General features: G+C 64.0%; 22 protein-coding genes and 2 pseudogenes. 15 read left to right on the forward strand and 9 right to left on the reverse strand.

Annotated features, from left to right (window positions below; all coding sequences use genetic code 11):
* Positions 1-3: 3 nt before the first annotated feature.
* The 4 genes from glxR to ACCD06_RS27100 form a co-directional block, all read right to left on the reverse strand.
* On the reverse strand, positions 4-906 hold the full coding sequence (glxR, locus tag ACCD06_RS27085; RefSeq protein WP_109157675.1) for a 2-hydroxy-3-oxopropionate reductase: 903 nt from the start codon (positions 904-906) through the stop codon (positions 4-6).
* On the reverse strand, positions 900-1,724 hold the full coding sequence (hyi, locus tag ACCD06_RS27090) for a hydroxypyruvate isomerase (RefSeq protein ID WP_109157674.1): 825 nt from the start codon (positions 1,722-1,724) through the stop codon (positions 900-902). Before hyi ends, glxR begins: the two co-directional genes overlap by 7 nt.
* Positions 1,725-1,768: 44 nt before the next feature.
* Positions 1,769-3,538 (reverse strand): glyoxylate carboligase, encoded by a 1,770-nt coding sequence (gcl, locus tag ACCD06_RS27095; protein ID WP_413344784.1) that lies wholly within the window; start codon positions 3,536-3,538, stop codon positions 1,769-1,771.
* 331 nt (positions 3,539-3,869) lie between these two features.
* A complete protein-coding gene (locus ACCD06_RS27100; protein ID WP_109157750.1) occupies positions 3,870-5,276 on the reverse strand; it encodes an MFS transporter in 1,407 nt (468 codons plus the stop codon).
* Positions 5,277-5,530: 254 nt separating this feature from the next.
* Here ACCD06_RS27100 and ACCD06_RS27105 point away from each other — a divergent pair, with 254 nt between their 5' ends.
* The 3 genes from ACCD06_RS27105 to ACCD06_RS27115 all read left to right on the forward strand — a co-directional run bounded on the left by ACCD06_RS27105 (position 5,531) and on the right by ACCD06_RS27115 (position 8,136).
* Entirely contained in the window at positions 5,531-5,983 is a 453-nt protein-coding gene (locus tag ACCD06_RS27105) for a RidA family protein (RefSeq protein WP_109157748.1), read from the forward strand.
* Positions 5,984-5,998: 15 nt separating this feature from the next.
* A complete protein-coding gene (locus ACCD06_RS27110) occupies positions 5,999-6,628 on the forward strand; it encodes a pyridoxamine 5'-phosphate oxidase family protein (protein WP_199232169.1) in 630 nt (209 codons plus the stop codon).
* A 215-nt stretch (positions 6,629-6,843) separates the two neighbouring features.
* On the forward strand, positions 6,844-8,136 hold the full coding sequence (locus ACCD06_RS27115; protein WP_413344787.1) for an adenylosuccinate synthase: 1,293 nt from the start codon (positions 6,844-6,846) through the stop codon (positions 8,134-8,136).
* An 81-nt stretch (positions 8,137-8,217) separates the two neighbouring features.
* On the opposite strand, the gene ACCD06_RS27120 is transcribed toward ACCD06_RS27115, so the two are convergent.
* On the reverse strand, positions 8,218-9,084 hold the full coding sequence (locus ACCD06_RS27120) for an alpha/beta hydrolase (protein ID WP_109073767.1): 867 nt from the start codon (positions 9,082-9,084) through the stop codon (positions 8,218-8,220).
* A gap of 124 nt (positions 9,085-9,208) precedes the next feature.
* On the opposite strand from ACCD06_RS27120, the gene ACCD06_RS27125 reads away from it, so the two are divergent.
* The 6 genes and pseudogenes from ACCD06_RS27125 (at position 9,209) to ACCD06_RS27150 (ending at position 13,255) form a co-directional block, all read left to right on the forward strand.
* Entirely contained in the window at positions 9,209-10,009 is an 801-nt protein-coding gene (locus ACCD06_RS27125) for an AraC family transcriptional regulator (protein WP_109073768.1), read from the forward strand.
* A gap of 95 nt (positions 10,010-10,104) precedes the next feature.
* Positions 10,105-10,799: pseudogene (locus tag ACCD06_RS27130) on the forward strand (IS6 family transposase).
* A gap of 157 nt (positions 10,800-10,956) precedes the next feature.
* Positions 10,957-11,586, forward strand: coding sequence for a TetR/AcrR family transcriptional regulator (locus ACCD06_RS27135; protein ID WP_109073770.1), 630 nt, complete (start codon positions 10,957-10,959; stop codon positions 11,584-11,586).
* 1 nt (position 11,587) lies between these two features.
* On the forward strand, positions 11,588-12,031 hold the full coding sequence (locus tag ACCD06_RS27140) for an SRPBCC family protein (RefSeq protein ID WP_109073769.1): 444 nt from the start codon (positions 11,588-11,590) through the stop codon (positions 12,029-12,031).
* 59 nt (positions 12,032-12,090) lie between these two features.
* A complete protein-coding gene (locus tag ACCD06_RS27145; RefSeq protein ID WP_413344790.1) occupies positions 12,091-12,582 on the forward strand; it encodes a VOC family protein in 492 nt (163 codons plus the stop codon).
* Between the two features lie 28 nt (positions 12,583-12,610).
* Positions 12,611-13,255, forward strand: a complete 645-nt coding sequence (locus ACCD06_RS27150) for a glutathione S-transferase family protein (protein WP_413344792.1) — start codon at positions 12,611-12,613, stop codon at positions 13,253-13,255.
* A gap of 187 nt (positions 13,256-13,442) precedes the next feature.
* Here ACCD06_RS27150 and ACCD06_RS27155 read toward each other — a convergent pair whose 3' ends face one another.
* From ACCD06_RS27155 to ACCD06_RS27165, 3 genes and pseudogenes are all read right to left on the reverse strand, one after another.
* On the reverse strand, positions 13,443-13,964 hold the full coding sequence (locus ACCD06_RS27155; protein WP_109157241.1) for a site-specific integrase: 522 nt from the start codon (positions 13,962-13,964) through the stop codon (positions 13,443-13,445).
* The gene (locus tag ACCD06_RS27160) at positions 13,943-14,344 is read right to left on the reverse strand and encodes a hypothetical protein (RefSeq protein WP_247871611.1); all 402 of its coding nucleotides are present in this window, start codon (positions 14,342-14,344) and stop codon (positions 13,943-13,945) included. Before ACCD06_RS27160 ends, ACCD06_RS27155 begins: the two co-directional genes overlap by 22 nt.
* Before the next feature lie 119 nt (positions 14,345-14,463).
* Positions 14,464-14,760: pseudogene (locus ACCD06_RS27165) on the reverse strand (Arm DNA-binding domain-containing protein); the annotation flags it as partial.
* Between the two features lie 761 nt (positions 14,761-15,521).
* Between ACCD06_RS27165 and ACCD06_RS27170 the strand changes: the two are divergent.
* The 6 genes from ACCD06_RS27170 to ACCD06_RS27195 all read left to right on the forward strand — a co-directional run bounded on the left by ACCD06_RS27170 (position 15,522) and on the right by ACCD06_RS27195 (position 20,932).
* Positions 15,522-15,911, forward strand: a complete 390-nt coding sequence (locus ACCD06_RS27170) for a hypothetical protein (RefSeq protein ID WP_146205452.1) — start codon at positions 15,522-15,524, stop codon at positions 15,909-15,911.
* Between the two features lie 129 nt (positions 15,912-16,040).
* Positions 16,041-18,143, forward strand: a complete 2,103-nt coding sequence (locus tag ACCD06_RS27175; RefSeq protein ID WP_413344795.1) for a protein-disulfide reductase DsbD family protein — start codon at positions 16,041-16,043, stop codon at positions 18,141-18,143.
* A 132-nt stretch (positions 18,144-18,275) separates the two neighbouring features.
* Entirely contained in the window at positions 18,276-18,959 is a 684-nt protein-coding gene (locus ACCD06_RS27180; RefSeq protein ID WP_109157244.1) for a DsbA family protein, read from the forward strand.
* Positions 18,956-19,453 (forward strand): hypothetical protein, encoded by a 498-nt coding sequence (locus ACCD06_RS27185; RefSeq protein ID WP_109157245.1) that lies wholly within the window; start codon positions 18,956-18,958, stop codon positions 19,451-19,453. The genes ACCD06_RS27180 and ACCD06_RS27185 overlap by 4 nt, the downstream gene beginning before the upstream one ends.
* Before the next feature lie 140 nt (positions 19,454-19,593).
* Complete coding sequence (locus ACCD06_RS27190; RefSeq protein WP_109157246.1) at positions 19,594-20,058, forward strand: DUF2892 domain-containing protein; 465 nt, start codon at positions 19,594-19,596, stop codon at positions 20,056-20,058.
* A 100-nt stretch (positions 20,059-20,158) separates the two neighbouring features.
* Positions 20,159-20,932, forward strand: a complete 774-nt coding sequence (locus ACCD06_RS27195; protein WP_199232112.1) for an OBAP family protein — start codon at positions 20,159-20,161, stop codon at positions 20,930-20,932.
* 450 nt (positions 20,933-21,382) lie between these two features.
* Here the strand turns inward: ACCD06_RS27195 and ACCD06_RS27200 are convergent, their stop codons facing one another.
* Complete coding sequence (locus tag ACCD06_RS27200; protein WP_109157248.1) at positions 21,383-23,431, reverse strand: glycogen debranching protein; 2,049 nt, start codon at positions 23,429-23,431, stop codon at positions 21,383-21,385.
* Positions 23,432-23,449: the final 18 nt, after the last annotated feature.

Raw genomic sequence — 23,449 nt, forward strand, 5'->3', positions numbered from 1 at the left:
CGATCAGTCGGTCTGGCGATGGTTCTGGCCAATCTCGTGGCCGGCGAGCAGTTCCAGCGCGCGGACGATGCCGGAATGATCCCAGGCATCGCCGCCATTGGCGGCGCAGGCATTGAACAATTCCTGCGCGGTCGCCGTGTTCGGCAGCGACAGGCCGAGGGCGCGGGCTCCGGAAAGGGCGAGGTTGAGATCCTTCCGGTGCAGTGCGATGCGGAAGCCCGGATCAAAACTGCGCTTCACCATGCGATCGCCATGAACCTCCAGCACCCGGGAGGAGGCGAAGCCACCCATCAGCGCCTGACGGACCTTGGCCGGATCGGCGCCGGCCTTCGACGCGAACAGCAGGGCCTCGGCCACCGCCTCGATATTCAGCGCGACGATGATCTGGTTGGCGACCTTGGTGGTCTGGCCATCGCCGTTGCCGCCGACCAGTGTAACGTTCTTGCCCATCTTCTCGAACAGCGGCTTGACCGTGTCGAAGGCGTCCTGCGGGCCGCCGACCATGATGGTCAGCGAGGCGGCCTTGGCCCCAACCTCACCGCCCGACACCGGCGCGTCGAGGTAGGAGCAGCCGAGATCGTTGATACGCTTGGCGTATTCCTTGGTCTCGATGGGGGAGATCGAGGACATGTCGACCACGATCTTGCCCGACGACAGGCCGGCGGCGACGCCGTTCTCGCCGAACAGGACGGCGCTGACATGCGAGGTGTCCGGCACCATGGTGATGATCACGTCCGACTTTCCAGCGACCTCGCGGCCCGACCCGCAGGGCGTGGCGCCCTTGGCGATCAACTCCTGGGGAGCGGAGTTGATATCGTGGACGTAAAGGGTGTGTCCTGCATCCAACAGGTGCCCGGCCATCGGGGCACCCATGATGCCGAGGCCAATGAATCCGACCTTCATGATGTTCTCCTCTTGTCGAAACCTGTGCTGATTATCGACCTGCCCTGCCCGGACATGGGGCGCCAGGACAGCCCGGCACTGGCGCTGGCGGTCGGCTTGTATTCGCAGCCGACCCATCCCGCGTAGCCAAGGCGGTCGATCGCATCGAAGATGAAGGGGTAGTTGATCTCTCCGGTGCCCGGCTCGTTGCGGCCCGGATTGTCGGCAATCTGGATGTGGGCGATCCGGTCGATCAGCCGGCCGATGGTCGGCACCAGGTCTCCCTCCATGATCTGCATGTGATAAACATCGTACTGGAGGAAGAGGTTGTCGGATCCGACCGCATCCATCACGCGTTTCGCCTGGGCGGTGGTGCAAAGATGGAATCCGGGAATGTCGCGGGTGTTGATCGGCTCGATCAGAAGGCGAATCCCAACCTTCCTCATGGCATCGGCTGCAAAGGAAAGATTGTTCACCAACGTGCGCTCCACGACATCGGCAGGAACGTCCGCAGGAGTCTTGCCGGCGAGGCAGTTGATCTGGGCGCAGCCGAGGGCGGTCGCGTAATCGATTGCCCGTCCGACCCCATCCTGGAATTCACCGACACGGTCCGGCAGCACGGCGATACCACGCTCGCCGGCGTCCCAATCGCCGGCCGGAAGGTTGTGGAGAACCTGCGTCAGTCCGTATCTGTGCAAGCGCTCGGCCAATTCCTCCTTCGGATAGGCGTAGGGGAAGAGATACTCCACGCCTTTGAAGCCATCCTGTGCGGCGGCAGCAAATCGGTCGAGAAACACGTGTTCGTTATAAAGCATCGTCAGATTGGCGGCAAATCTGGGCATGGTTCTTCTTCTCGTGAACAGGAGGGAATTCACCTTCTGGCCCGTCAGACCAGCACGGTCTCGCTCTCCTCCACCGGCAGGTCCAGCGTCTCCTCGAACTCGGTGACGTTGTCGATGTCGGTGCCCATGGAGATGTTGGTCACCCGCTCCAGCACCAGTTCGACGACGACCGGCACCTGATACTCGTCCATCCAGGCCTGGGCCTGGGCGAAGGCGTCCTGGATGCGGTCGGGCTCGGTGACGCGGATGGCCTTGCAGCCCAGCCCCTCGGCCACCGCGACGTGGTCGACGCCATAGACGCCGATCTCCGGCGCGTTGATGTTCTCGAAGGACAGCTGCACCTGGAAGTCCATCTGGAAGGCGCGCTGCGCCTGCCGGATCAGGCCGAGATAGGCGTTGTTCACCAGCACATGGATGTAGGGCAGCTTGTGCTGGGCGCCGACCGCAAGCTCCTCGATCATGAACTGGAAGTCGTAGTCGCCGGACAGGGCGACGATGCGCCGCTTCGGATCGGCCACCCGGACGCCCAGCGCCGCCGGCAGGGTCCAGCCCAGCGGGCCGGCCTGGCCGCAGTTGATCCAGTGGCGCGGCTTGTAGACGTGCAGGAATTGCGCGCCGGCGATCTGCGACAGGCCGATGGTGGTGACGTAGGTGGTGTCCTGGCCGAAGGCGCTGTTCATCTCCTGATAGACGCGCTGCGGCTTCATCGGCACCTGATCGAAGTCGCTGCGGCGGTGCATCGACCGCTTGCGGCCCTGGCAGTCCTTGACCCAGCCGCCGAGGTCCTTGAACTTGCCGGCGGCCTTCCACTCCTTCGCCACCGCGATGAACATGTCCAGCGCCGCGCCGGCGTCAGAGACGATGCCGAGGTCAGGCATGAAGACGCGGCCGATCTGGGTCGGTTCGATGTCGACATGCACGAACTTGCGGCCCTTGGTGTAGACCTCGACCGAGCCGGTGTGGCGGTTGGCCCAGCGGTTACCGATGCCCAGCACGAAGTCGGACTTCAGCATCGTCGCGTTGCCGTAGCGGTGAGCGGTCTGCAGCCCCACCATGCCGGCCATCAGCGGATGGTCGTCGGGGATGGTGCCCCAGCCCATCAGCGTCGGGATCACCGGCACGCCCAGCAGCTCGGCGAACTCGACCAGCTTGTCCGACGCATCGGCGTTGATGATGCCGCCGCCGGCAACCACCAGCGGACGCTCCGCCGCGGCAAACATCGCCAGCGCCTTTTCAACCTGCTGGCGCGTGGCCGCCGGCTTATAGACCGGCAGCGGCTCGTAGGCCTCGTCGTCGAACTCGATCTCGGCCATCTGGACATCGATCGGCAGGTCGATCAGCACCGGGCCGGGCCGGCCGGAGCGCATCAGGTGGAAGGCCTGCTGGAAGACGTAGGGCACCTGCGCCGGCTCCAGCACGGTCAATGCCCACTTGGTCACCGGCTTGGCGATGTCCGGCACGTTGATGGCCTGGAAATCCTCCTTGTGCAGGCGGGCGCGCGGCGCCTGTCCGGTGATGCACAGGATCGGGATCGAGTCCGCGATCGCCGAATAGAGGCCGGTGATCATATCGGTGCCGGCCGGGCCGGAGGTGCCGATGCACACGCCGATGTTGCCGGCATTGGCCCGCGTGTAGCCTTCGGCCATGTGCGAGGCGCCCTCCACATGGCGGGCCAGCACATGGCGCATCGTGCCGCGCCGCTGCATCGCCGCGTAGAAGGGGTTGATCGCGGCGCCGGGGACGCCGAAGCAGACGTCGATGTCCTCCCGCTCCAGCACCCGCACCGCCGCTTCCGCCGCCGTCATTCTCGTCATGGTAAAAACTCGCTTTTGGGGTGGGTTTCGACAGTAAATTCCTTAAGGCTCATTCAGGCATTCTTCGGACCTGGAGCATTCCAAAGTAAATTTCTCTATCGGCTGGCAACATCGGCGGCATGGCTCATGGAGATGATGCCGCCGGTACTCAGGCCCGATTGTGCCCGGTCCGCCCTGTGCCTGCGCGCGGGAGAACGCCAAGTTTGCACGCTCCCCCGCCAATCATGGCTTTGACCGGAATGGCAAAGCCATTAGGCCATGACTGCGACCCGCCAACCCTGTTATTACCCCCAAGTTCCGCCGGGTCGTGCAGGACCGGCCAGTGCGGCCATCAGGTCGACTGCTGCCGGGAACCGGCGAGAGCCGGCTCGACATTCATCTCTTCCGTGTGTGTGGCAATTTCTTCCAGCGACATACCGCGGGTTTCGATGCCGAATTTGTAGATGACAAGCGCCGCCATGACGAAGCAAGCCGCGCCCAGCCCGAACACCCCAGTCGTTCCGGCGACGGGCAGGATGATGCCGACGGTGGTCGGGCCGATGAGGGACCCCATGCGACCGGCCGTGGAAGACAGGCCGCAACCGGATGCCCGCGCCCCGGTCGGGAAGAGTTCCGGCGTGTAGGTGTAGAGAACGGCCCACATACCGAACAGGAAGAACTGCATCGAGAAACCGGATGCGAAGAGGGCCGGAATGCCCAGGTTTCCCAGAGCGACGTAACCGTACGTCATGACCGCGAGGGCTCCGCCGAGCAGCGTGATGATGCAAGTCGGCTTGCGCCCCCAGCGCTCGACGGCCCAGGCCGCCCAGAGAAACCCGGGGATACCACCGGTCGAAATGTAGACCGTGTAGAGAACCGACTTCGTCACGTCGTAGCCGGATTGCTGCAGAAGCGCGCCGAGCCAAGTGCTGAGCCCGTAGAAACCGAGAAGCGCAAAGAACCACAATGCGCATGCCGTCAGGAGGCGGGGGCGGTAGACGCCGCTCCACAGATCACGCAGACCGATCGATGCCGGTGCGCTGCCCGCCGTTCTGGCGATCACCGGGGGCAGTACGGTGAGCTTCAGTCGCTTCTTCACGGTGCCTTCAATGCCGTCCACGATGGCCGAAGCCTCGGCGGCCCGTCCCCGCGATTCCAGCCACCGGGGGGACTCCGGCACGAAGCGCCGGATGGCGAACAGGAAGAGCGCCGGAACCGCGCCGATTTCGAACATCGTGCGCCAGCCGTAGCTCGGCAACACCATGTAGGAGATCAATCCGGCACAGATGAACGCGATCGGCCAGTTTCCGTCCATGAGGGCCAGATACTTGCCGCGCCGCTTCGCTGGAATGAATTCGGAAAGCAGCGTCTGCGCCAGCGGCAACTCCATCCCCATGCCAATCCCGAGGATGAACCGGTACACCCCGAGCGTCAGGGGGTCCGTCGCTGTCGAGCACAGATAACTACCCACGCCCCACACGATCATGCTCATTTGAAAGAGCGGTTTCCTTCCAAACCGGTCCGCGAACAAACCCGAACAAACCGCGCCGATCGCCATGCCGACGAAACTGGCACTCCCCAACATTCCGGCTTCAGCCGTCGTAAGCCCGAACTCCGCCTTTATCGACCCCAGAAGGTAGGTCATCATGGCCAGATCAAGATTATCGAAGAAGAACGCTAGGCCAATGATCAGAAGAAGGAACCGGTGATAACTACAAAGCGGCAGCCTCTCAAGCCGATCGCTCGCGCAGATGTTCATTGTGGCCTCCCATAACTGTTCGTACAGGAGACTATCCGGCTTCTGATGCGCCTGCTCGCGAGCCGGCGCCAACCTCTGTCGCAAGAATGCCAAACTGCACTCCGACAGGGCGCGACCATTTGGCTGTCGCGGGGCTTGCATCCCGATTGGCGAGAGAACGCGCAAACATGGCGCCCGCGCGCGCGCGGCGGCGCGGCGGGACTGTCATTGTTACGTGCTCCGACAATTCATTATATCTGCAAGGTGGGCTTCACATGGTTTTGAACCACGATCTTCTTCGAAACGTGCCCGACATCCAAATGTCTGCGGCAGCCTTTAAACCTTATGTCGTACATGGAGGAATCGTTCATGTGTCCGGCCAATTGCCGGTCAGGGACGGCAAGCCGGTCTGGGTCGGCCGCGTTCCGGGCACCGTCTCCGTCGATCAGGCGCGGGAGGCAGCTGAACTGTGCGCCCTCAATGTCCTGGCTTGGTTGAAGCACGCCTGCCAGGGCGATTTCACCCGCGTCGAACGCTGCATCCGGCTGGGTGGTTTCGTTGCCGCTGATGAAGGATTTGCAGATGCACCGACCATCATCAACGCCGCCTCGCAGATCATGACCTCGGCCTTCGGCGAGCGGGGCGAGCACGCCCGCATCGCCATCGGCGTCAAGAGCCTTCCCTTCGATGCCCCCGTCGAGGTCGAGGGCATCTTCGCCATCCGCTGATCGGGACGAAGCAGAATGAACAGCTCCACTGCCCTACCGGCCTATTTCGACAATGGCATGCGGCGTTCCGACCTAGCATGGAACGACTGGGAGGCCATTTCGAAATTTCTTGCCGACCAGGTCGTCTGCCGTATCGCAATCCATGACGATCCCTTTCCCTATGTTTTGGCTCAGAGCTACCGGTTTATTGACGGGGTGTTTCTACTTCACTGCTCCCGCTTCGGACGAATGGCCGGACTGATCCACCGCAATCCGCACGTGACCATCGAGATCGACCATTTGGTCGCTCTGCTAAAGGCGCCGAAGGGGCAAAACACCAGCTTCGAATATTACAGCGTGCTCGCACGATGCCACGTCGATCCATCGGAGGATCTCGAAGCCGTGCGGCGCCAGCAATATGAGGTGCTGGAGAAATACCGCCCAGAACGCGACTACACGCCGATCGATGATTTCGCACCGGCACAGATCACGACCTTCCGCTGCAAGGTCGTGCAGATGTCCGCGAAGAAGCGCATTCTCGCCGATGGTCAATATTCGCCTCCCGGCCAGCCGCAGGCACCCTATCTGCGGTACCCGTTCCCACCACCGGCAGCCCTGTCATCGCTGCCGCCGGGCGCCTTCGACCCCAACCGGTTCAAGTCCTGAATCAAGGCTTCAGTCGCTTTGAACACAAATGGCCCCATTCGGCCGCCGGGCTTCGGCCGCAAGAGCGGTGCACAGCGAAGTGGCATCCGCATCGGCGTTCAGCCGGTGCCGACTGGGCGAGAAAGACACCGCACCTCCCGGTCGCGATGCAGCACCGCGGCCGGGAGGTGCGGAGCCTTCTTCAATAACGGTTTGACATCACAACGGAGAATCCCATGGCCAACGTCGTGGTTGTCGGCGCCCAGTGGGGCGACGAGGGCAAGGGCAAGATCGTCGACTGGCTGTCCAGCCGGGCCGATGTGGTGGTGCGCTTCCAGGGCGGTCACAACGCCGGCCACACACTGGTGATCAGGGGCGTGACGTACAAGCTCAACCTGTTGCCCTCGGGCGTGGTGCGCCAGAACAAGCTGTCTGTCATCGGCAACGGCGTCGTCTTCGACCCGTGGGCCTTCATCCGTGAAGTGAACGCGATCAAGGAGAAGGGCGTCTCCGTCACGCCGGAAAACCTGATCGTCGCCGAGAACGTGCCGCTGATCCTGCCGGTGCACAGCGCCCTGGACAAGGCGCGCGAAGAGGCCAAGGGCGCCGGCAAGATCGGCACCACCGGCCGCGGCATCGGCCCGGCCTATGAGGACAAGGTCGCCCGCCGCGCCATCCGCCTGTGCGACCTGACCGACGACGCCGTGCTGGTGGAGAAGGTCGACGCTTTGCTCGCCCACCACAACGCGCTGTTCCGCGCGCTGGGCGCGCCGGAGATGACCCCGGCCGACATCCTGGATCCCCTGCGCCAGATCGCGCCGCAGGTCCTGCCCTACGCCGCCGTCGTCTGGAAGCAGCTGGACGAGCTGCGCCGCGCCGGCAAGCGCATCCTGTTCGAAGGCGCCCAGGGCACGATGCTGGACATCGACCACGGCACCTATCCGTACGTCACCTCCTCCAACACGGTGGCCGGCAACGCCGCCGCCGGCAGCGGCATGGGTCCGCGCGCCGTCGGCTATGTGCTGGGCATCTGCAAGGCCTACACCACGCGTGTCGGCTCCGGCCCCTTCCCGACCGAGTTGATGGACGACATCGGCGAGCTGATCGGCCAGAAAGGCAAGGAGTTCGGCGTGAATACCGGGCGCAAGCGCCGCTGCGGCTGGTTCGACGCCGTCATGGTCCGTCAGGCGGTCAAGACCGGCGGCATCGACGGCATCGCCCTGACCAAGCTGGACGTGCTGGACGGCTTCGACGAGATCAAGGTCTGCGTCGGCTACAAGCTGGACGGTAAGGAGATCGACTATTACCCGTCGAACGCCGGTTCCCAGGCCCGCGTCGAGCCGATCTATGAGACCTTCGAAGGCTGGAAGGACACCACCCGCGGCGCCCGCTCCTGGGCGGAGCTGCCGGCCCAGGCGGTCAAGTATGTCCGCCACATCGAGGAGCTGATCCAGGCCCCGGTCGCCCTGCTGTCGACCAGCCCGGAACGCGACGACACCATCCTGATGACGGACCCCTTCGCCGACTGACGGACGACCACGCGCTCCGGGTGAGGAATGCCCGGAGCGCGCCATCTCCCGGTCATCGACCGGACAAGAGGGAGGAAATCCTCAGGCCGCGCTATGCGCCCGGATCATCCCGACGACCGCTTGGTACAGCGGTTCGCGGCGGTCGCCCAGTCGATCGCACATGTCGAAATGGTGGCCATCGGGCTGATCGATCTCCTGCACGAAGAGGCCGGCTTCCCGCCATGCCTGGACATAGAGGGCCTGCTGGCGGTGGAATTCACTGGATTCGTCGCCCCCAACGGCAATCAGCAGCGGCGGCGCCACCGCGGGGATGTGGAGGATCGGGCTGTACTCCCGCGCGCTTTGCTGATCCAGGCCAACCTTTTGGTTGAGGTAGCACAACCGAATCGGCTCCAGGTCGTAAAGACCGCTCAAGGCGCAGCCACCCTTCACGAGGTCGGATGGTGCCGACAGGCTCTGCCAGTCGGTCGACATCATCATGGCCGTCAAATGGCCGCCGGCAGAGCTTCCGGTGACGTAGATCCGTTCGGGATCGCAGCGGTAGGACCGGGCATTCCGATAGAGCCAGAGCATGGCGTTTTGCACGTCAGAGACAATTTCTGCCATACTCACCGAGGGAGCCAGCCGGTAATTAACCGCAGCGAAATTGAACCCGTCTTCAATATATGGCTTTGCGATATAGCTGAAATCCGACTTGTCGAGGGATTGCCAATAGCCGCCGTGGATGAACACCACGATCGGAGCGTTTATCTCAGCCGAGAGGAACAGGTCGATGGATTGGGCCGCATCGGTACCATATTGGAGATTCTCATGAAGGTTTGCAGACCCGCGGAACTCTTCACTGTCGCTTTTCCAACGGTTGAAAATGTCCAGATGATCAGGAATACCAGCGCGGACATTATATTCCATGTCGAGCTGTTCTTGCGTGAAGTTGCGATAGACGTTCATTGGGCACTTCCCCAAGCTTGATGTTTTGTTTATAGTGATACAGTACACTCACTGCGGGGGCATTGCCCCCGCACTCTCGCCAATTTATGCCTCAAACACGCCAACTCTTGCAGCAGGAGGGGATATGTTCGGCAAAAGCGAAGACCGGAGCGACTACCAGAACACTCCCCGTGCGGTTGCAGCCATGGCCAGGGATCTTCCCGACCAGTTTGTGATCCCCATGCACAGCCATTACCGTTCCCAACTGATCTTCGGTTGCAGCGGCGTTATCACGGTGACGACCATGGCAGGTACTTGGGTGGTTCCTTCACTCCGGGCCGTCTGGATACCCGGCGGCGTAGAGCACGAAATGAAAACCTCGGGCCGCGTTGAAATGCGAACGGTCTACGTCGATCCTGACGCCTGCCGGAACTTGCCGAAAGGCTGCTGCGTCGTGGCGGTCAGCCCGCTCTTACGGGAATTGATCGTTGCTGCCGTCAAATTAGATAACGACTATTCGGACGGCGGGCGGGAGGACAGGATCATGAGTCTGATTCTGGACGAAATTCACCCGGCGCCGGTCCTGCCACTTGATCTGCCCCTGCCCAGTGACCGAAGGCTATTGAGGATCTGCCATGCCATTCTGGAGGAGCCCAGCTGTACCACCAACTTGTCGGAATTCGGCAAACAGACGGGCGCCAGCCAACGTACACTGGAGCGGATGTTCCCTCTGGAGACAGGCATGACATTCTCGAAATGGCGTCAGCAGGCCAGATTGCTATGTGGCATTCGCATGCTCGCTGAGGGCTCGGCAATCTCAATGGTCGCCATGGACCTCGGCTATGAGAGCCCCAGTGCATTCAGTGCCATGTTCCGGCGCGCGCTTGGGATCGCTCCTTCCGAATATTTCCAGGTGATCGACGCAAGGAGTATAGAGGCACTTTAAGAATTTGGGGTATTGGAGCACGTCCGAGAAGAAGTCGAATCGGCATTGTCACGAGAACGGTGGCAGGACGTCGGCAACGCCGCTGTCCTCATCGAATGTCGCCGCTCACGTACGCCCGGCACCACTTCCCGCCTGCGGTCATTCAGCATGCGATCCGGCTGTATCTCCGGTTCACGTTGAGCTACCGCGACGTCGAGGAACTCCTGGCTGAACGCGGCATCGACGTGTCCTACGAGACCGTGCGCCGCTGGGTGTCGAAGTTTGGGCCGACGATCGCCCGGAACCTGCGGCACTTGCGGCCGACGCCCAGCCCGCGCTGGCATCTGGACGAGATGGTCGTGCGGGTTGGCGGCCGGCCAATGTATCTGTGGCGGGCCGTCGACGATGAAGGCGAAGTGCTGGAGGCGCTCGTCCAGTGTCGGCGCGACAAGACCGCGGCCCTCAAGTTGATGCGCAAACTGCTCAAAAGCACGGCTTCACGCCCACCCAGGTCACCACCGATAAGCTGCGGTCCTACGGGGCCGCCTTTCGTGAGATCGGCTTGGCAGCCCGCCATGCGCAAGGGCGGCGGATGAACAACCGAGCCGAGGTCTCGCACCAGCCGGTCCGCCGGCGCGAACGCAAAATGCAACGTTTCAAGTCGCCCGGGTCCGCCCAGCGCTTCGTCGCGATGCATGCCGCCGCTTACAACACCTTCAACCTTCAGCGCCACTTGGTTTCCCGCCGCTCTCTGCGCACTTTGCGGGCGCAGGCGATGGCCGATTGGCGGGCCGCGACTGCCGCGGCGTGATTCCCTCGAGGGCTCCGGGCTTCCTGCGCGTCGATTCCGTTCGCGTGACAATGCCTTTTCCAGCGATGACGGGCAGGCGAAACTCTATCCGCTTGACACCATACCAACTAGTCGGTACAAAAAACCAACCAGTGGGTATGGTGAGTGGGTGATCGACATGCAGCCTGATTCAAAGTCCAGACTTCTCGACGCGGCGCTGAAGGTCGTGCGCACCAAGGGCTATACGGCAACACGGATCGAGGATCTCTGCGCCGAGGCCGGCGTCACCAAGGGAAGCTTTTTCCATCACTTCAAGAGCAAGGACGACCTGATGCTTGCGGCTGTCGCCCACTGGGATGCGGTGACCGGCGGCCTGTTCGCACGGGCGCCCTACCATGATCTCGCGGACCCGCTGGACCGGCTGCTCGCTTACCTAGAGTTCCGCAAAGAGTTGCTTGCCGGAGACCTTCCTGATTTCACCTGTTTCGCCGGCATGATCACCCAGGAAGCCTATGAGACCCGTCCCGAGATCGTGGCCGCATGCGCCCGCAATATCGCCGGCCATGCGAGGACACTCGAGACCGACATCCGCGAAGCCATGCGGAAATATGGTGTGAACGCCGATTGGAGTGCCGAAAGCCTCGCACTGCACACCCAAGCCGTTCTCCAGGGCGCCTTTGTCCTCGCCAAGGCCAAGGGCGGTGCGTCCATTGCCGCCGACAGCATCGACCATCTCCATCGCTATCTGACGCTGCTGTTCCGCTCGGAAAGCGGCAAAAGCTTCAACCCCGCACCGAAGGTGAACTGACATGCCCAACACCGTCCGCCTGCATCGCGTCGTCAATGCCAAGCCGGAGAAAGTCTACCGGGCATTCGTGGAGCCGGACGCCATTGCCAGCTGGCTGCCGCCCCACGGCTTCACTTGCACGGTACATGAACTGAATGCCGAGGTCGGCGGCACGCACAGGATGTCGTTCCGCAATTTCACCACAGGCCACAGCCACGCCTTCGGGGGCGAATATCTCGAACTCGTCCCCAACGAGCGGCTCGTCTACACGGACAGGTTCGATGATCCCCACCTTCCGGGTGAGATGAAAGTGACCGTAACCTTGAAGGCCGTGTCGGTCGGCACTGACATGACGATCGAGCAGGCGGGCGTGCCGGACGCGATCCCGCTAGAGGCCTGCTATCTCGGCTGGCAGGAAAGCCTGCGGAAATTCGCAAAACTGGTCGAACCCGAAATCAACATGTAGTGCGGCACCGATCGCCGCACGCAAGTGCGGAAGCAACCAAGCCAGTAGGAGCACCGGATATGCCCGATCTCGTAACCTGCCTGTGGTTCGACCATGGCCAAGCCGCCGAAGCGGCCAAGTTCTACGCCGCCACTTTTCCCGACAGCCATGTCGACCGTGTGAACATGGCGCCCGGCAATTTCCCCGGTGGGCACGAAGGTTCCGAATTGACCGTCGAGTTCACGGTGCTCGGCCGGCGGTTCGTGGGTCTGAACGGTGGACCGAATTTCACGGCGAACGAAGCGGTCAGCTTCATGGTGGTTACCGAAAGCCAGGAAGAAACCGACCGCTACTGGAATGCGATCGTCACCAACGGCGGCGTCGAGAGCGCTTGCGGTTGGTGCAAGGACCGGTGGGGGTTCTCCTGGCAGATCACGCCGAGGCGGCTGCTCGAGTTGACGACGGGTTCCGACGGCGTCGCGGCGAAACGCGCTTTCGACGCAATGATGACGATGCGCAAAATTGACATCGCTGTGCTTGAGGCGGCCGTCCACGCAGGATCGGCGGCTTGAAACGTCCAGCCGGGAATGGAACCTTGGAATGACCATCACGATCACCGCGTTCGAACGGTCACCCGACGGCGGCAGGGGCTTGGCGCGCGACACGCGCGTCCGCTGGGCACTTGAAGAGGTAAGCCGACCCTATGAGGTTCGCCTTGTTTCCTTTGCTGCGATGAAGGAACCCGCGCATCTGGCGCTTCATCCTTTCGGGCAGATTCCAACCTTCGAGGATGATGATGTCGCCCTGTTCGAGACGGGTGCGATCGTCTTCCATATCGCTGAACGCCATGCGGGCCTGTTGCCCGGTGACGCGCGGACGCGGGCGCGTGTACTCATGTGGATGTTTGCCGCGCTCAACACGGTCGAGCCGCCGATCCTTGATCTCGTAACCACCAAGGTTCTGGAAAGCGACAAGCCCTGGAGCAAGGAGAGGCTTCCGCTGGTTGAGGAGCGGGTTCGCGTCCGGCTGGAGCAACTGTCGGATCGCCTCGGCGATGCCGAGTGGCTCGACGGCGCATTCAGCGCGGGTGATCTGTTGATGGTGTCGGTGCTGCTGAGGCTGAAAGCATCGGGTCTGCTCGGCGAGCATCCGAACCTTTCGGCCTATGTTGCCCGCGGCGAAGGCCGCCCCGCCTACAAGCGTGCATTCGACGCCCAATTGGCAGTGTTCACCGCAAGCCAGTGACGGGCCGGATGTTTGACGATCGGGTGCATGCGGCACCCCGCCGGCCTCTCGCCGTTCGACGGCGGCGAGACGGTCGATCGCACGAACCCTCTTCCGTTGGATCCGGGTCTGTGCGCTGGAATTGGACAAGCGCCTGCGGCCACACCTTCACTTGATCACCCCACCCAAAGGGTCGCGATTGTTGCAGTCAGACCGGTGCATCAGCCAGGGTCACGGCGCGATTTGGCCGAAGGCGAAACTTGCGCTGGCGGTTTCGCCGCGAACTGGATTGGTCAAGGGCGTCAGCGATGGCGGCAGAGATTTGATCAGCCGCGGTTAGGACGGGATCATGTGCCAGGTGGGCGTAACGCTGGGTCGTCGTTGGCTGGGTATGTCCAAGAATCTTCCCAATGACCAGCAGACTGCTTCCGTTGGCGGCTCCGACGCTGGCGAAGCTATGTCGAAGATCATGCAAACGAACATCGGGTAAACCGGCTGCGGTGCGGATCTTTTCCCAGGTCCGGTCGATGTTGACCAACTGTCCATCTTGCCCTTTGCCGGGGATGACATATTGATTGCCGGGCCGGCGTTGGAGCTTGCTCAGGATATCGAGTGCGGCCCGTCCCAGCGGTACAACCTTTGCGCCGGTCTTGCTGTCGGGCAGACGCAAGTAGGAGTAGGCGACATCCACGTGGTCCCAGGTCAGGCTCAGATTTCGGATTTTCGGCATCCTGTCAGCAGCAGGAGGCGAATGGCGGCGATGAGATATGGGTTGGCCCCCTCCTGTTCGAACGCGATCAGTGTCTTGCCAAGTCTGCCCATTTCCTCGGCGGTCAGGAAACGTTCCAGCTTTCTGACATTGAATGTTTTGATTCCGGCCGCGGGATTGTCGGATCGGAGCGCCCGAGCCATGGCGAAGGCGAACATCGCTCTCAGCAGGATCACGGTTTGCGACGCAGCGCCCTTTCCGCCGGTTGCGCGGCTGCCGCCCTTGCTGGAGCGGTGTGGGCTGGCGGTCTTTCCAGCCGCCACGTCGCGCAACAGGCGCTCGATATCACCCCGGGTGATGTCCCCGGCTTTCCTTTTCCCAGCAGGGGTTTGATGTGCCACGTGATCCGTCCCTGGTCGGCCCGGATGGCCGAAGGCTTCTTTGTCGTGCATCCTTCCGCTATGTACAGATCGCACAACTCTGACACTGTCAATTCCCGCCGCCTGTCCGCCTTCCGGGCGGCAGGATCGTCGCCGAGATCCACCGTGGCCAGCACGCGACGGGCTTCCTGGCGGGCCTGCTCAGGGGTCCAGGGTGATCCATGCCGCCCGATTGTGATGCGGCGGGTTGGCATGCCGCGTCCGCCGGCGCGGTATTGCACGAGATAGGTCTTCGTCCCCGATGGCGTGACTTTCAATCCGAAGCCGCTCAGTTCGCTGTCCCACAGATAAAAATCCCGCGCTTCAGGCGTCGCATCGTCGACAGCCCGCTTGGTGATCCGTGTCGATGGCATGGTCGCTTCCTTCCGGAATATCATCCTATATAAACAGGCCTCCAGTAAGCACCCAGTATGCACGGCAGAGTGAAGGACAGGATATTCTGGCGATGATCAGCGCAAGCTGACAAATAAAAATACGTGGTATTGCAATGTGTTGTCGTGCCGTCTCGTATGGTGTCGCAGCAAAGCGCAGGCTGTTCTTGCGGACTCTGACTCCGTCAGCCTAGGTTCGAATCCTAGTCCCCCAACCACCTTCTCCAAACGGCCAGTACTTTCAGGAACTTACGAGCTGCGCACTCCCCGCAACGCCGGGCGTGTGCGAAGCTGGCCCACCTCTCCCTCCGTTCCGGTGTCTGGTACTGGCGACGGCGCTGACCGCGCGCTCTTTCCTGCGGCGATCACCGGACGACATACGAGTTTCGCTCAAAATAAACGGGCGACCGACGCATGTGGAGTGCCGCCCGAAACCGAGGTGGTAAATCACCGACAGTTGGGCACTCCACATGGCCACCATGATGATTGTCCTTCGTCAGGGAAACAGAGATCTGTACCGGCATGCCAGCCAAGCCGGGGCGCAGCCGATAGAACGTAGTTTCCTAATGTCTAATGGATTCGCTTGCGATCCGAACAGGCAGGGGCCAGAGTGGCTCCATCGGTGATGCGGCACTGACGATAAGATTGACGCGGCATCCCGCCACCACTCGCGGAAGGGTGAGCAGGGTAGGGGTGCGGCCACGTTCATATCGCGGTTGGCCTCAAGGGAGCACATCGGGGAGACGCTGTTGGATCGCACGGCGAGCATGGTTCGGAGACTGGTGGCGGGCCTGCTCATGCTGGCCGCGCTGGTTGCCGCCGCCGGTTCGGGCACCGTCAAGGCGTTTCCCGGTGCGGCCTTCGCCCAGAGGTCGGAGGTGGTCACCGCGATGGCGGGCCAGCGGCAAGCCATCGTGCAGGAGTTCGTGTCCACCGCCCGCGACGACGAGCGGCCCTGCGGCCGCAACGGGAACGCGCCCGGTCCGGCGCGGTGTTCCACGGTTCAATGCATCACGGTCTGCGGCGGTCTGCCCACGGCCGCATTCGCTATTCCTCCGCCCTCCGCGGACGCCGACGCGCATGGCTTCGTGACCGACGACCCGTCGCGCGGCATCTCCACCATCCCCGACCTGCCTCCCCCGCGTCCGTCCGCCTGAGCGGTCACGGAGCCGTCTACGCGAACGGGCATTGCCTGTCTCGCCATCGCCTTTCGTGACCGGATCGCCGGACACCGCCGCCCGCAGGGCGAGGTGCCCGTTGGCTCGACCCTGCTCACGGACCATGACATGCTCTCCTTTCTGATGCGGCGCCACGTGCTGGCGCCGATCGCGGCGACCCTCGTCGCCATGCTGGCGCCGGCCTCCGCCGACGCGGCCGCCGGACCGGTCTCGGCAAGCCAGGCATCGCACACGCAGATCCTGTCCCCGGTGAATGCGACGGGAGACCTGGAGACGGTTCCCGCCGGATTGCGCATCGTCCTGGAGGATGGGTGGAAGACCTACTGGCGCAGCCCGGAGGACGCAGGCATTCCGCCCCAGATGGACTGGACCGGTTCGACGAATGTCGCGTCGATCGAGGTGCACTGGCCCGCGCCGCACCGGTTCTCCACCCTCGGCATCGAGACCCTCGGCTACAAGGGCGAGGTCGTCCTCCCCCTCGAGGTGAAGCCTGAACGGCCGGGTGACCCCATCTCGCTGCGCGGCACGGTCGACCTGCTGGTGTGCAGCGACATCTGCGTCCCGGCCGCGCACCAGGTCCGACTGGACCTCCCCGCCGGTGCGGCGGCGGCCGATGCGGATGCCGGAAACCTGATCGCCCGGTTCATCGCCCAAGTCCCCGGCGACGGAAGCGCTTCGGGACTGGCCGTCGAGCGGGTCTGGGCCGACACCGCGCAGAAGACGCTCGCCGTCCGTGTGATATCGCTCACGGTGCCATTGACGGAACCGGATGTCTTCATCGAGGGCGGCGACTGGGCGTTCGGCAAGCCCGATGTGGCGTTCGAGGGTGGTGGGAAAGCGGCAATTCTGACCGTGCGGATCGCGGCGGGTCCCGACTCCGTCACCCTGCCGGGCAAGCCGCTTACCGTGACGGTCGTCGACGGCGGGCGGGCTGTCGAGGCTCCCGTCACCGTGTCGGCCGAGGCGCCCGCGGTCGCCGGCCGCATGGCCGATCTCCTGCCCTTCCTGGCGGTGGCCCTCCTGGGCGGCCTCGTGCTCAACCTGATGCCCTGCGTACTGCCGGTGCTCTCCCTCAAGCTGATGTCGGTCATCCGGCAACAGGGGCAGGAACTCCGCCGGGTACGGCTGGGCTTCCTGGCGACGGCGGCGGGCGCCATCGCCGCCATGCTCGTCCTGGCGGGTGCCCTGGCCGCCGTCAAGGCAGCGGGCGGGGTGGTCGGCTGGGGCATGCAGTTCCAGCAGCCCGTCTTCATCGCCGCAATGGTCGTCATCCTGCTCGCCTTCACCGCCAGCATGGTGGGTGCCTTCGAGATCCGGCTTCCGTCGTCGGTCATGACCGTGCTGGGAGGTGTCGGCGGCAACGGCTTGGCCGGGCACTTTGCCATGGGGGCCTTCGCAACCCTGTTGGCGACGCCATGCTCGGCGCCCTTCCTCGGGACTGCGGTCGGCTTCGCGCTGGCCCGCGGTCCGCTCGAGATCCTGGCTGTGTTCGGCGCGCTCGGCGTCGGGCTCGCCAGCCCCTATTTGCTCACGGCGGCCTTTCCCGGCGCGGTCCGGCTGCTGCCGCGGCCGGGGCGGTGGATGGGAGCCCTCCGCCACCTGCTCGCCCTGGCTTTGGCCGGGACGGCGGTCTGGCTTCTCACGGTCCTCGCCGCCCAGACCTCGGTCGTCGTGACCGGGAGCATCGCGGCGGCCGCCACCGTCGCCATCGCCGCCATGACGCTGGCCATGCGCGGCGGTCGGAACCTGCGCCTTGCGGCCGTGCCGGTGGCGGTGGCGGCGCTCGCCGGGACGCTGGCCATCCCGGCCTTCCTCGGGCACCGCGCGATGGCGGCACCGGACGCCGCGGCGGCGTCGGCCCAATGGCGGCGGTTCGACCAGGCGGACATCGGCAAGCTGGTCGCCCAGGGCCAGACCGTCTTCGTCGACGTGACCGCGGAGTGGTGCGTCACCTGCATCGTCAACAAGAAGATGGTGGTCGATCGCGAGCCGGTGGCGGGCGCCCTGTCGGCCGATGGCATCGTGGCGATGAAGGCAGACATGACCAGCCCGGACGCGGCCATCATGACCTACCTCGCGCAGCACGGCCGCTACGGTATCCCCTTCAACGTGGTCTACGGCCCCGGCGCGCCGCATGGCGTCGTCCTTCCCGAGGTGCTGACCGAGGACGCCGTCCTCGACGCCCTCCGCAGGGCCCGGTCGGCCGGGTAAACGGGCGCACGGGAAACGGGCGCACGGGAAAAGGGCGGGGTCAAGCGACCTCTCTTCCGTGCGTCATCCGACGGCCTTTGCCTGAATGCTCAAGATCGTCCTCACATCCCGAACACGGAGACTCATCCCATCATGACTTCACACCGGACCAAAATCTTCGCGGCCCTGCTGGTTTCAACCGTCGCCGTCGGCGCCGGTACCGTCGCAGTCTCTTCCCTCGTGGCGCCGACCTCCGCCGAAGCAACGGCGGCCCCGCCCATGGTCGCCGAGCTTGGACCCGAAGCGCTGGAACGCGGGCCGAGCGCCGTGGTGGCCGGCAACCCCCAGGGCGACGTCACCCTGATAGAGTATTTCGACTACCAATGCCCGGTCTGTCGCCGGGTCCATCCGGCCGTCAAGCAACTGGCCGCCGAGGACAAGGGCGTCCGGATCATCCACAAGCACTGGCCGGTGTTCGGGGCCTCCTCGATCTACGCCGCCAAGCTCGCGCTCGCCGGGCGTTGGCAGGACCGCTACGAGCAGGTCCACGATGCCTTCATGACCATCCCCGGCCGCCTGGACGATGACAAGATCCGGAAGGCCGCCGGGGAAGCCGGTCTGGACCTGACACGGGCCGAGCGCGACCTGAAGGAGCGTGATGCGCAGATCGATGCGGCCTTCAAGGAGGTGTCGGCGCAGGCCGCCATGCTGCAACTCCGGGGCACGCCGGGCTTCATCATCGGCAACTATATTGTCCCCGGTGGGCTGGACCTGAAGGCGATGAAGGAGATCGTCGCCGAGGTTCGCGCGAAGCGGAAGAATGGGGGCCAGGGATGAACGCCGACGTGACCGCCCCGTCGGCCGATGTTGGTGGTCTCGCGCCGGTGCGGCCGTGGCATGGCGTAGCCGCGGCTATCGGCACCTTCCTGGTGCTCGGCACGGTCACGGCGGTCTGGCCGAACCCGGTGTTCGTGCGGATGACGCCGACCCAGGGCTTCGAGGTCTCGCTGCTGGCCATCCAGTCCGTGCTGGTCGGCGTGTACGTCGCCATCCGGCGGCCCCGATGCCCTGTTCGCGGCGCCGGCTTCGGTAGCCTGCTCGGGTTTCTCGGCATTGCCTGTCCGACCTGCAACAAGATCCTGCTCTTCGCCTTCGGGCCGGGCCTGCTGCTCACCTATTTCGAGCCCTACCGGTTGCCGCTGGCCGCGGCCGGCGCGGCTGTGATGGCGGTGGCGGTCTCGTGGGAATGGAGGCAGCGCACCCGGACCGTGACCTGCCCCGTCGGGAGCGGCTTCGGACAGCCGGACGGCATCGGTACGGGCCGGCAGTGAGGATCTGGCGCCATGCCGTCCTCCATTTCCAACGCGGGACGGCATGGCGCCAAAGCGGTCGGAGCCCGATCGGGAACACTTCAGCCATATCTAATGTTGGGATGGGACACCGCTCAGCATTTCCGACAGAGGAGGGAGCCTTGCTGCCCGCTACCGCATCCCGCGTGGAAAACGCCACGTCCGAAGACCTCAACCGCCGTTTCGCCGCCGAGATCGAAGAGAGCCTGCGCCACCACGCCGAACACCCGGAGCACATCGCCCACCGCCTCGACGAACTCGACCACGAATGGGACATCGAGCGGACGCTGGAGGCGAACGCGGCGACGCTTGCGCTGACGGGTACGCTGCTGGGCGCCTTCGTCGACCGGCGCTTCCTGATCCTGCCCGCCGTCGTGACGGGATTTCTTCTCCAGCACGCGCTCCAGGGCTGGTGCCCGCCGGTTCCGGTGTTCCGGCGCCTGGGCATCCGCACCACGGCGGAGATCGACCGCGAGCGCGCCGCGCTGAAGGCCCTGCGGGGTGATTTCGGACGGATCGAAGCGATTTCCACGGAGGCGAACCCGCGCCAGCGGGCTCAGGCCGCGTTGGAGGCTGCCGAAAGGTAACCGGCGACTCCAGAGCAAGATCGTTCCGCCAGGGCGAGAGGCGGGAGAGATGTCGCCTGAGCCACCTTGATCATCCTGATGGAAGGATTGGACCACAGCCATGCAAATCCAGCGAACTGCTTTGCCCCTCGCGCTCGTCGGCACGCTTGCCGCCTGCACCGGAATGGGCACCGTGGCGCCGTCCGTCAGCCCACAGGGCAGCGCCGAGAGCGCGAAGACCAACGTGCTCGAGGCTGGAGCGGCGGCGCTCCAGAGCAATGCGCCGGTCGGTGGCATGGACATCTACCTCGTCGGCTTCCATCCCATGAAGAACGACCCCAACCACCAGATGGAGGCGCACCATTTCTGCCGTCAGATGAACGAGGACTTCGCCCAGTGCGCGCTGTTCGACGGCAACACCGCCGGCGCCAATCTGACGGGCGTCGAGTACATCATCTCCGAGCGCCTGTTCGAGCAGCTGCCGCGGCGGGAGCGCCAGTATTGGCATCCCCACAACGGTGAGATCCTGTCCGGACAGCTGGTGGCGCCAAACCTGCCCAACATCGCCGAGCACGAGCTGATGAAGAGCAAGATGAACAGCTACGGCAAGACCTGGCACACCTGGCAGTCGGAGAATGGCACGCAACCAGGCGATCGGCTGCCCTATGGTCCTCCCATGTTGGCATGGTCGTTCAACCGTGACGGCGAGGTCCAGCCGGGACTGGTCGAGACCCGTGACCGTGAGATGAACATATCGACCGCGGAACGCCGCCGTGCCCGTCAGGATCTCGTGCCCACCGCCCGGCCGCAGGAGGGTGTGGATGCCCTCAAGGGCAAGTTCCCGCAGCCGACTCAGGACATTCCCGGCGTTGTGGACAAGCGCATTCGGCGCTGAATCCTCGGCTGTCCGGTGTCGTAGTCGTGATCTTTCGGCGCGGACGGCACCGGAACAGTCATGTCCGGGGGGATGCGGATTTGTCGAAATTGATCCGATCCCGGATCCGCCTCAGCGATCCATCCTTCCGGCGGACCCAGACATCGACGTCATATCCCAGTTCCCGAACCCGCACCGCATCATGCAGCGCGGACACCAGGGCCTCCCGTCGCGACGGGTATTTTCCGCAATCGTCGCCCGGCGCGAAGCCGACGGTCCAATGATTCTCGTTCTGGCAAACGACGTAGCTGAGGTGCGGTATCGGTGCCATGGCCGACCTCCCAAGGCTCGGGGCTCATCCGTCCGGAGAGTATCCCAAAGGAATCCGGCCACCGCCTTTATCGAGGTTAAGGCCGATGCACATCCGGGGCGGATATTGGGGGTAGGGTCCCCGGATTTCAGCGGGGCCCGTCAGCGCCGGACGAGCACGACGATCGATCGCGCCTCCACCCTGTGGTGCGGTCCGGGGACCGGTGGCGCATCATCCAGGGACACGATGTCGCCGGGGCTTTCGAGCGCCGTGTCGATCACCCGGCGCCAGCCCTGTGGCGCGGTATCCTGAATCAGGAACTCCTGCTCCGCCGCCGAGGCATTGATCATGGCATAGAGATCGACATCGCCTTGCGTGCCGCCGCGCAGCAGAAAGGCGAGCGTGCCGCTGTCGGCCGAAGGGTCGAGGCTGCCGGTCGTTCCGAACCACGTCACATCCTCGCGCCAGCTGCGGCTGCGGCACAGCGTGGGATGGGCTTTGCGGAACGCGATCATTGCCCGGCAGAAGCGGTGAAAGTCGGCGTTGGTCCGCAGCAGATCCCAGTCGAGCCACGTCGTCTCGTTGTCCTGGTTGTAGGGGTTGTTGTTGCCACGCTGCGTGTTCAGAAACTCGTCGCCCGCCACGACCATCGGCGTGCCGTTCGCCAGCATCAGCAGGCAGAACAGGTTCTTTGCCTGCCTACGCCGAAGCCTGGCCACGGCCTCGGGCAGATTCACGTCTCCTTCCCAGCCGCAGTTCCAGGATCGGTTGTCGTCACGGCCGTCCCGGTTTCCTTCGCCGTTCGCCTCGTTGTGCTTCCGGTCGTAGCTGACCAGATCGTACAGGCAGAAGCCGTCGTGGCAGGTCACGAAATTGATGCTCTGATAGGCGTGATAGGCGTCCTCGGGCGTGTCGGGGAAGATGTCGTCGCTGCCGCCGAGCCGGCGGATCAGGCCGGCGGTGACCCCTCGATCCCCACGAATGAAGGATCGGACCTCGTTGCGGAACGTATCGTTCCATTGCAGCCATGTGGTTCCGGGAAAGGAGCGGCCGAGCTGGTAGCTGACCACGTCCCAGGCCTCGGCGATCATCCGCAGGCGCGCCAGATCGGGATGCGTCTGGATCGCACTGATCACCGGCGGCTCTTCGAGATCGATGGAGCCGTCATCCCGGCGCGTGAACAGCGAGGCGAGATCGAAGCGGAAGCCGTCGATGCGGAACTGCCGCGCCCAATGGTGCAGGCTGTCCATGACCATGCCGGAGACATAGCGGTTGGCCGTATGCAGCACGTTCCCGGTGCCGCTGTCGTTGCGATAGCGGCGGCGGTCTTCGGCCAGAAGGTAGTAGGTGGTGTTGTCGATGCCGCGGAAGCTGTAGGTGGGGCCGCTTTCGTCGCTTTCGACCGTGTGGTTGTAGACGACGTCGAGGATCACTTCGATGTCAGCGGCGTGCAGCGCCTTGACCAGCGTCCGGAATTCGTCGAGCTGGCCGGCCGGCTCGGGGTCGGCTGCGTAGGTGTGATGCAGGGCGAAGAAGTTGAGCGGCATGTACCCCCAGTAATTTCCCTCCTGGGGATCGAACTGGAACACGGGCATCAGTTCGACCGCCGTGACGCCGAGGTCCCGCAGGTACGGAATCTTGTCGATCAGGCCCGCGAAGGTGCCCCGCCGGTCGGCCGGAACGCCGGAATTCGCCCGTTGGGTGAAGCCTCGGACATGCAATTCATAGATGATGGTGTCGTGGGTATGGCGCGGGGCATGGTCGCCGGCCCAGTCGAAGCCGGACTCCTTGGCATGCAGGACGCCGAGGGGGGCGCGACCGGGATTGGGTCCCGGATGGCGGGCGGCCTCGCGGCTGAAGCCGGACGGAAAGAAGACCGCCGTCGCATAGGGGTCGAGCAGATTCTTCTCGGGATCGAACCGCTGCCCCTCGGCCGGCGCGCGCGGTCCGTCGACGCGATACGCATAGTAGGTCGCGCGGTCGACCGTGGTCGCGGGCAACCGGCAGTGCCAGATACGGCCACTCTTGTTGCTAAGGGGATCGAAGGGCTGGATCGCGATGGGGTCAATCGGATTCTGTGCGGAGAAAAGCAACAGAGTGACGGATGTCGCGTGCTTGGAATAGAGAGCGAAGTTGTAGGCGTCTTCGTCGGGGATGAAGGAAACTCCAAGCGGCGAGGGTGAGCCTTCGTGTCTTGTCCAATCATCCATCGGAACATCGCCCTTCGC

Source organism: Azospirillum sp. CT11-132 (assembly GCF_047302835.1).
Classification (GTDB): Bacteria; Pseudomonadota; Alphaproteobacteria; order Azospirillales; family Azospirillaceae; genus Azospirillum.

Coding starts and splice junctions, on each gene's coding strand:
- hyi (WP_109157674.1), bottom strand. CDS start 1,724: ATGCCCAGATTTGCCGCCAATCTGACGATGCTTTATAACGAACACGTG.
- gcl (WP_413344784.1), bottom strand. CDS start 3,538: ATGACGAGAATGACGGCGGCGGAAGCGGCGGTGCGGGTGCTGGAGCGG.
- ACCD06_RS27100 (WP_109157750.1), bottom strand. CDS start 5,276: ATGAACATCTGCGCGAGCGATCGGCTTGAGAGGCTGCCGCTTTGTAGT.
- ACCD06_RS27105 (WP_109157748.1), top strand. CDS start 5,531: ATGGTTTTGAACCACGATCTTCTTCGAAACGTGCCCGACATCCAAATG.
- ACCD06_RS27110 (WP_199232169.1), top strand. CDS start 5,999: ATGAACAGCTCCACTGCCCTACCGGCCTATTTCGACAATGGCATGCGG.
- ACCD06_RS27115 (WP_413344787.1), top strand. CDS start 6,844: ATGGCCAACGTCGTGGTTGTCGGCGCCCAGTGGGGCGACGAGGGCAAG.
- ACCD06_RS27120 (WP_109073767.1), bottom strand. CDS start 9,084: ATGAACGTCTATCGCAACTTCACGCAAGAACAGCTCGACATGGAATAT.
- ACCD06_RS27125 (WP_109073768.1), top strand. CDS start 9,209: ATGTTCGGCAAAAGCGAAGACCGGAGCGACTACCAGAACACTCCCCGT.
- ACCD06_RS27135 (WP_109073770.1), top strand. CDS start 10,957: ATGCAGCCTGATTCAAAGTCCAGACTTCTCGACGCGGCGCTGAAGGTC.
- ACCD06_RS27140 (WP_109073769.1), top strand. CDS start 11,588: ATGCCCAACACCGTCCGCCTGCATCGCGTCGTCAATGCCAAGCCGGAG.
- ACCD06_RS27145 (WP_413344790.1), top strand. CDS start 12,091: ATGCCCGATCTCGTAACCTGCCTGTGGTTCGACCATGGCCAAGCCGCC.
- ACCD06_RS27150 (WP_413344792.1), top strand. CDS start 12,611: ATGACCATCACGATCACCGCGTTCGAACGGTCACCCGACGGCGGCAGG.
- ACCD06_RS27155 (WP_109157241.1), bottom strand. CDS start 13,964: ATGCCGAAAATCCGAAATCTGAGCCTGACCTGGGACCACGTGGATGTC.
- ACCD06_RS27170 (WP_146205452.1), top strand. CDS start 15,522: ATGGTTCGGAGACTGGTGGCGGGCCTGCTCATGCTGGCCGCGCTGGTT.
- ACCD06_RS27175 (WP_413344795.1), top strand. CDS start 16,041: ATGCTCTCCTTTCTGATGCGGCGCCACGTGCTGGCGCCGATCGCGGCG.
- ACCD06_RS27180 (WP_109157244.1), top strand. CDS start 18,276: ATGACTTCACACCGGACCAAAATCTTCGCGGCCCTGCTGGTTTCAACC.
- ACCD06_RS27185 (WP_109157245.1), top strand. CDS start 18,956: ATGAACGCCGACGTGACCGCCCCGTCGGCCGATGTTGGTGGTCTCGCG.
- ACCD06_RS27195 (WP_199232112.1), top strand. CDS start 20,159: ATGCAAATCCAGCGAACTGCTTTGCCCCTCGCGCTCGTCGGCACGCTT.
- ACCD06_RS27200 (WP_109157248.1), bottom strand. CDS start 23,431: ATGGATGATTGGACAAGACACGAAGGCTCACCCTCGCCGCTTGGAGTT.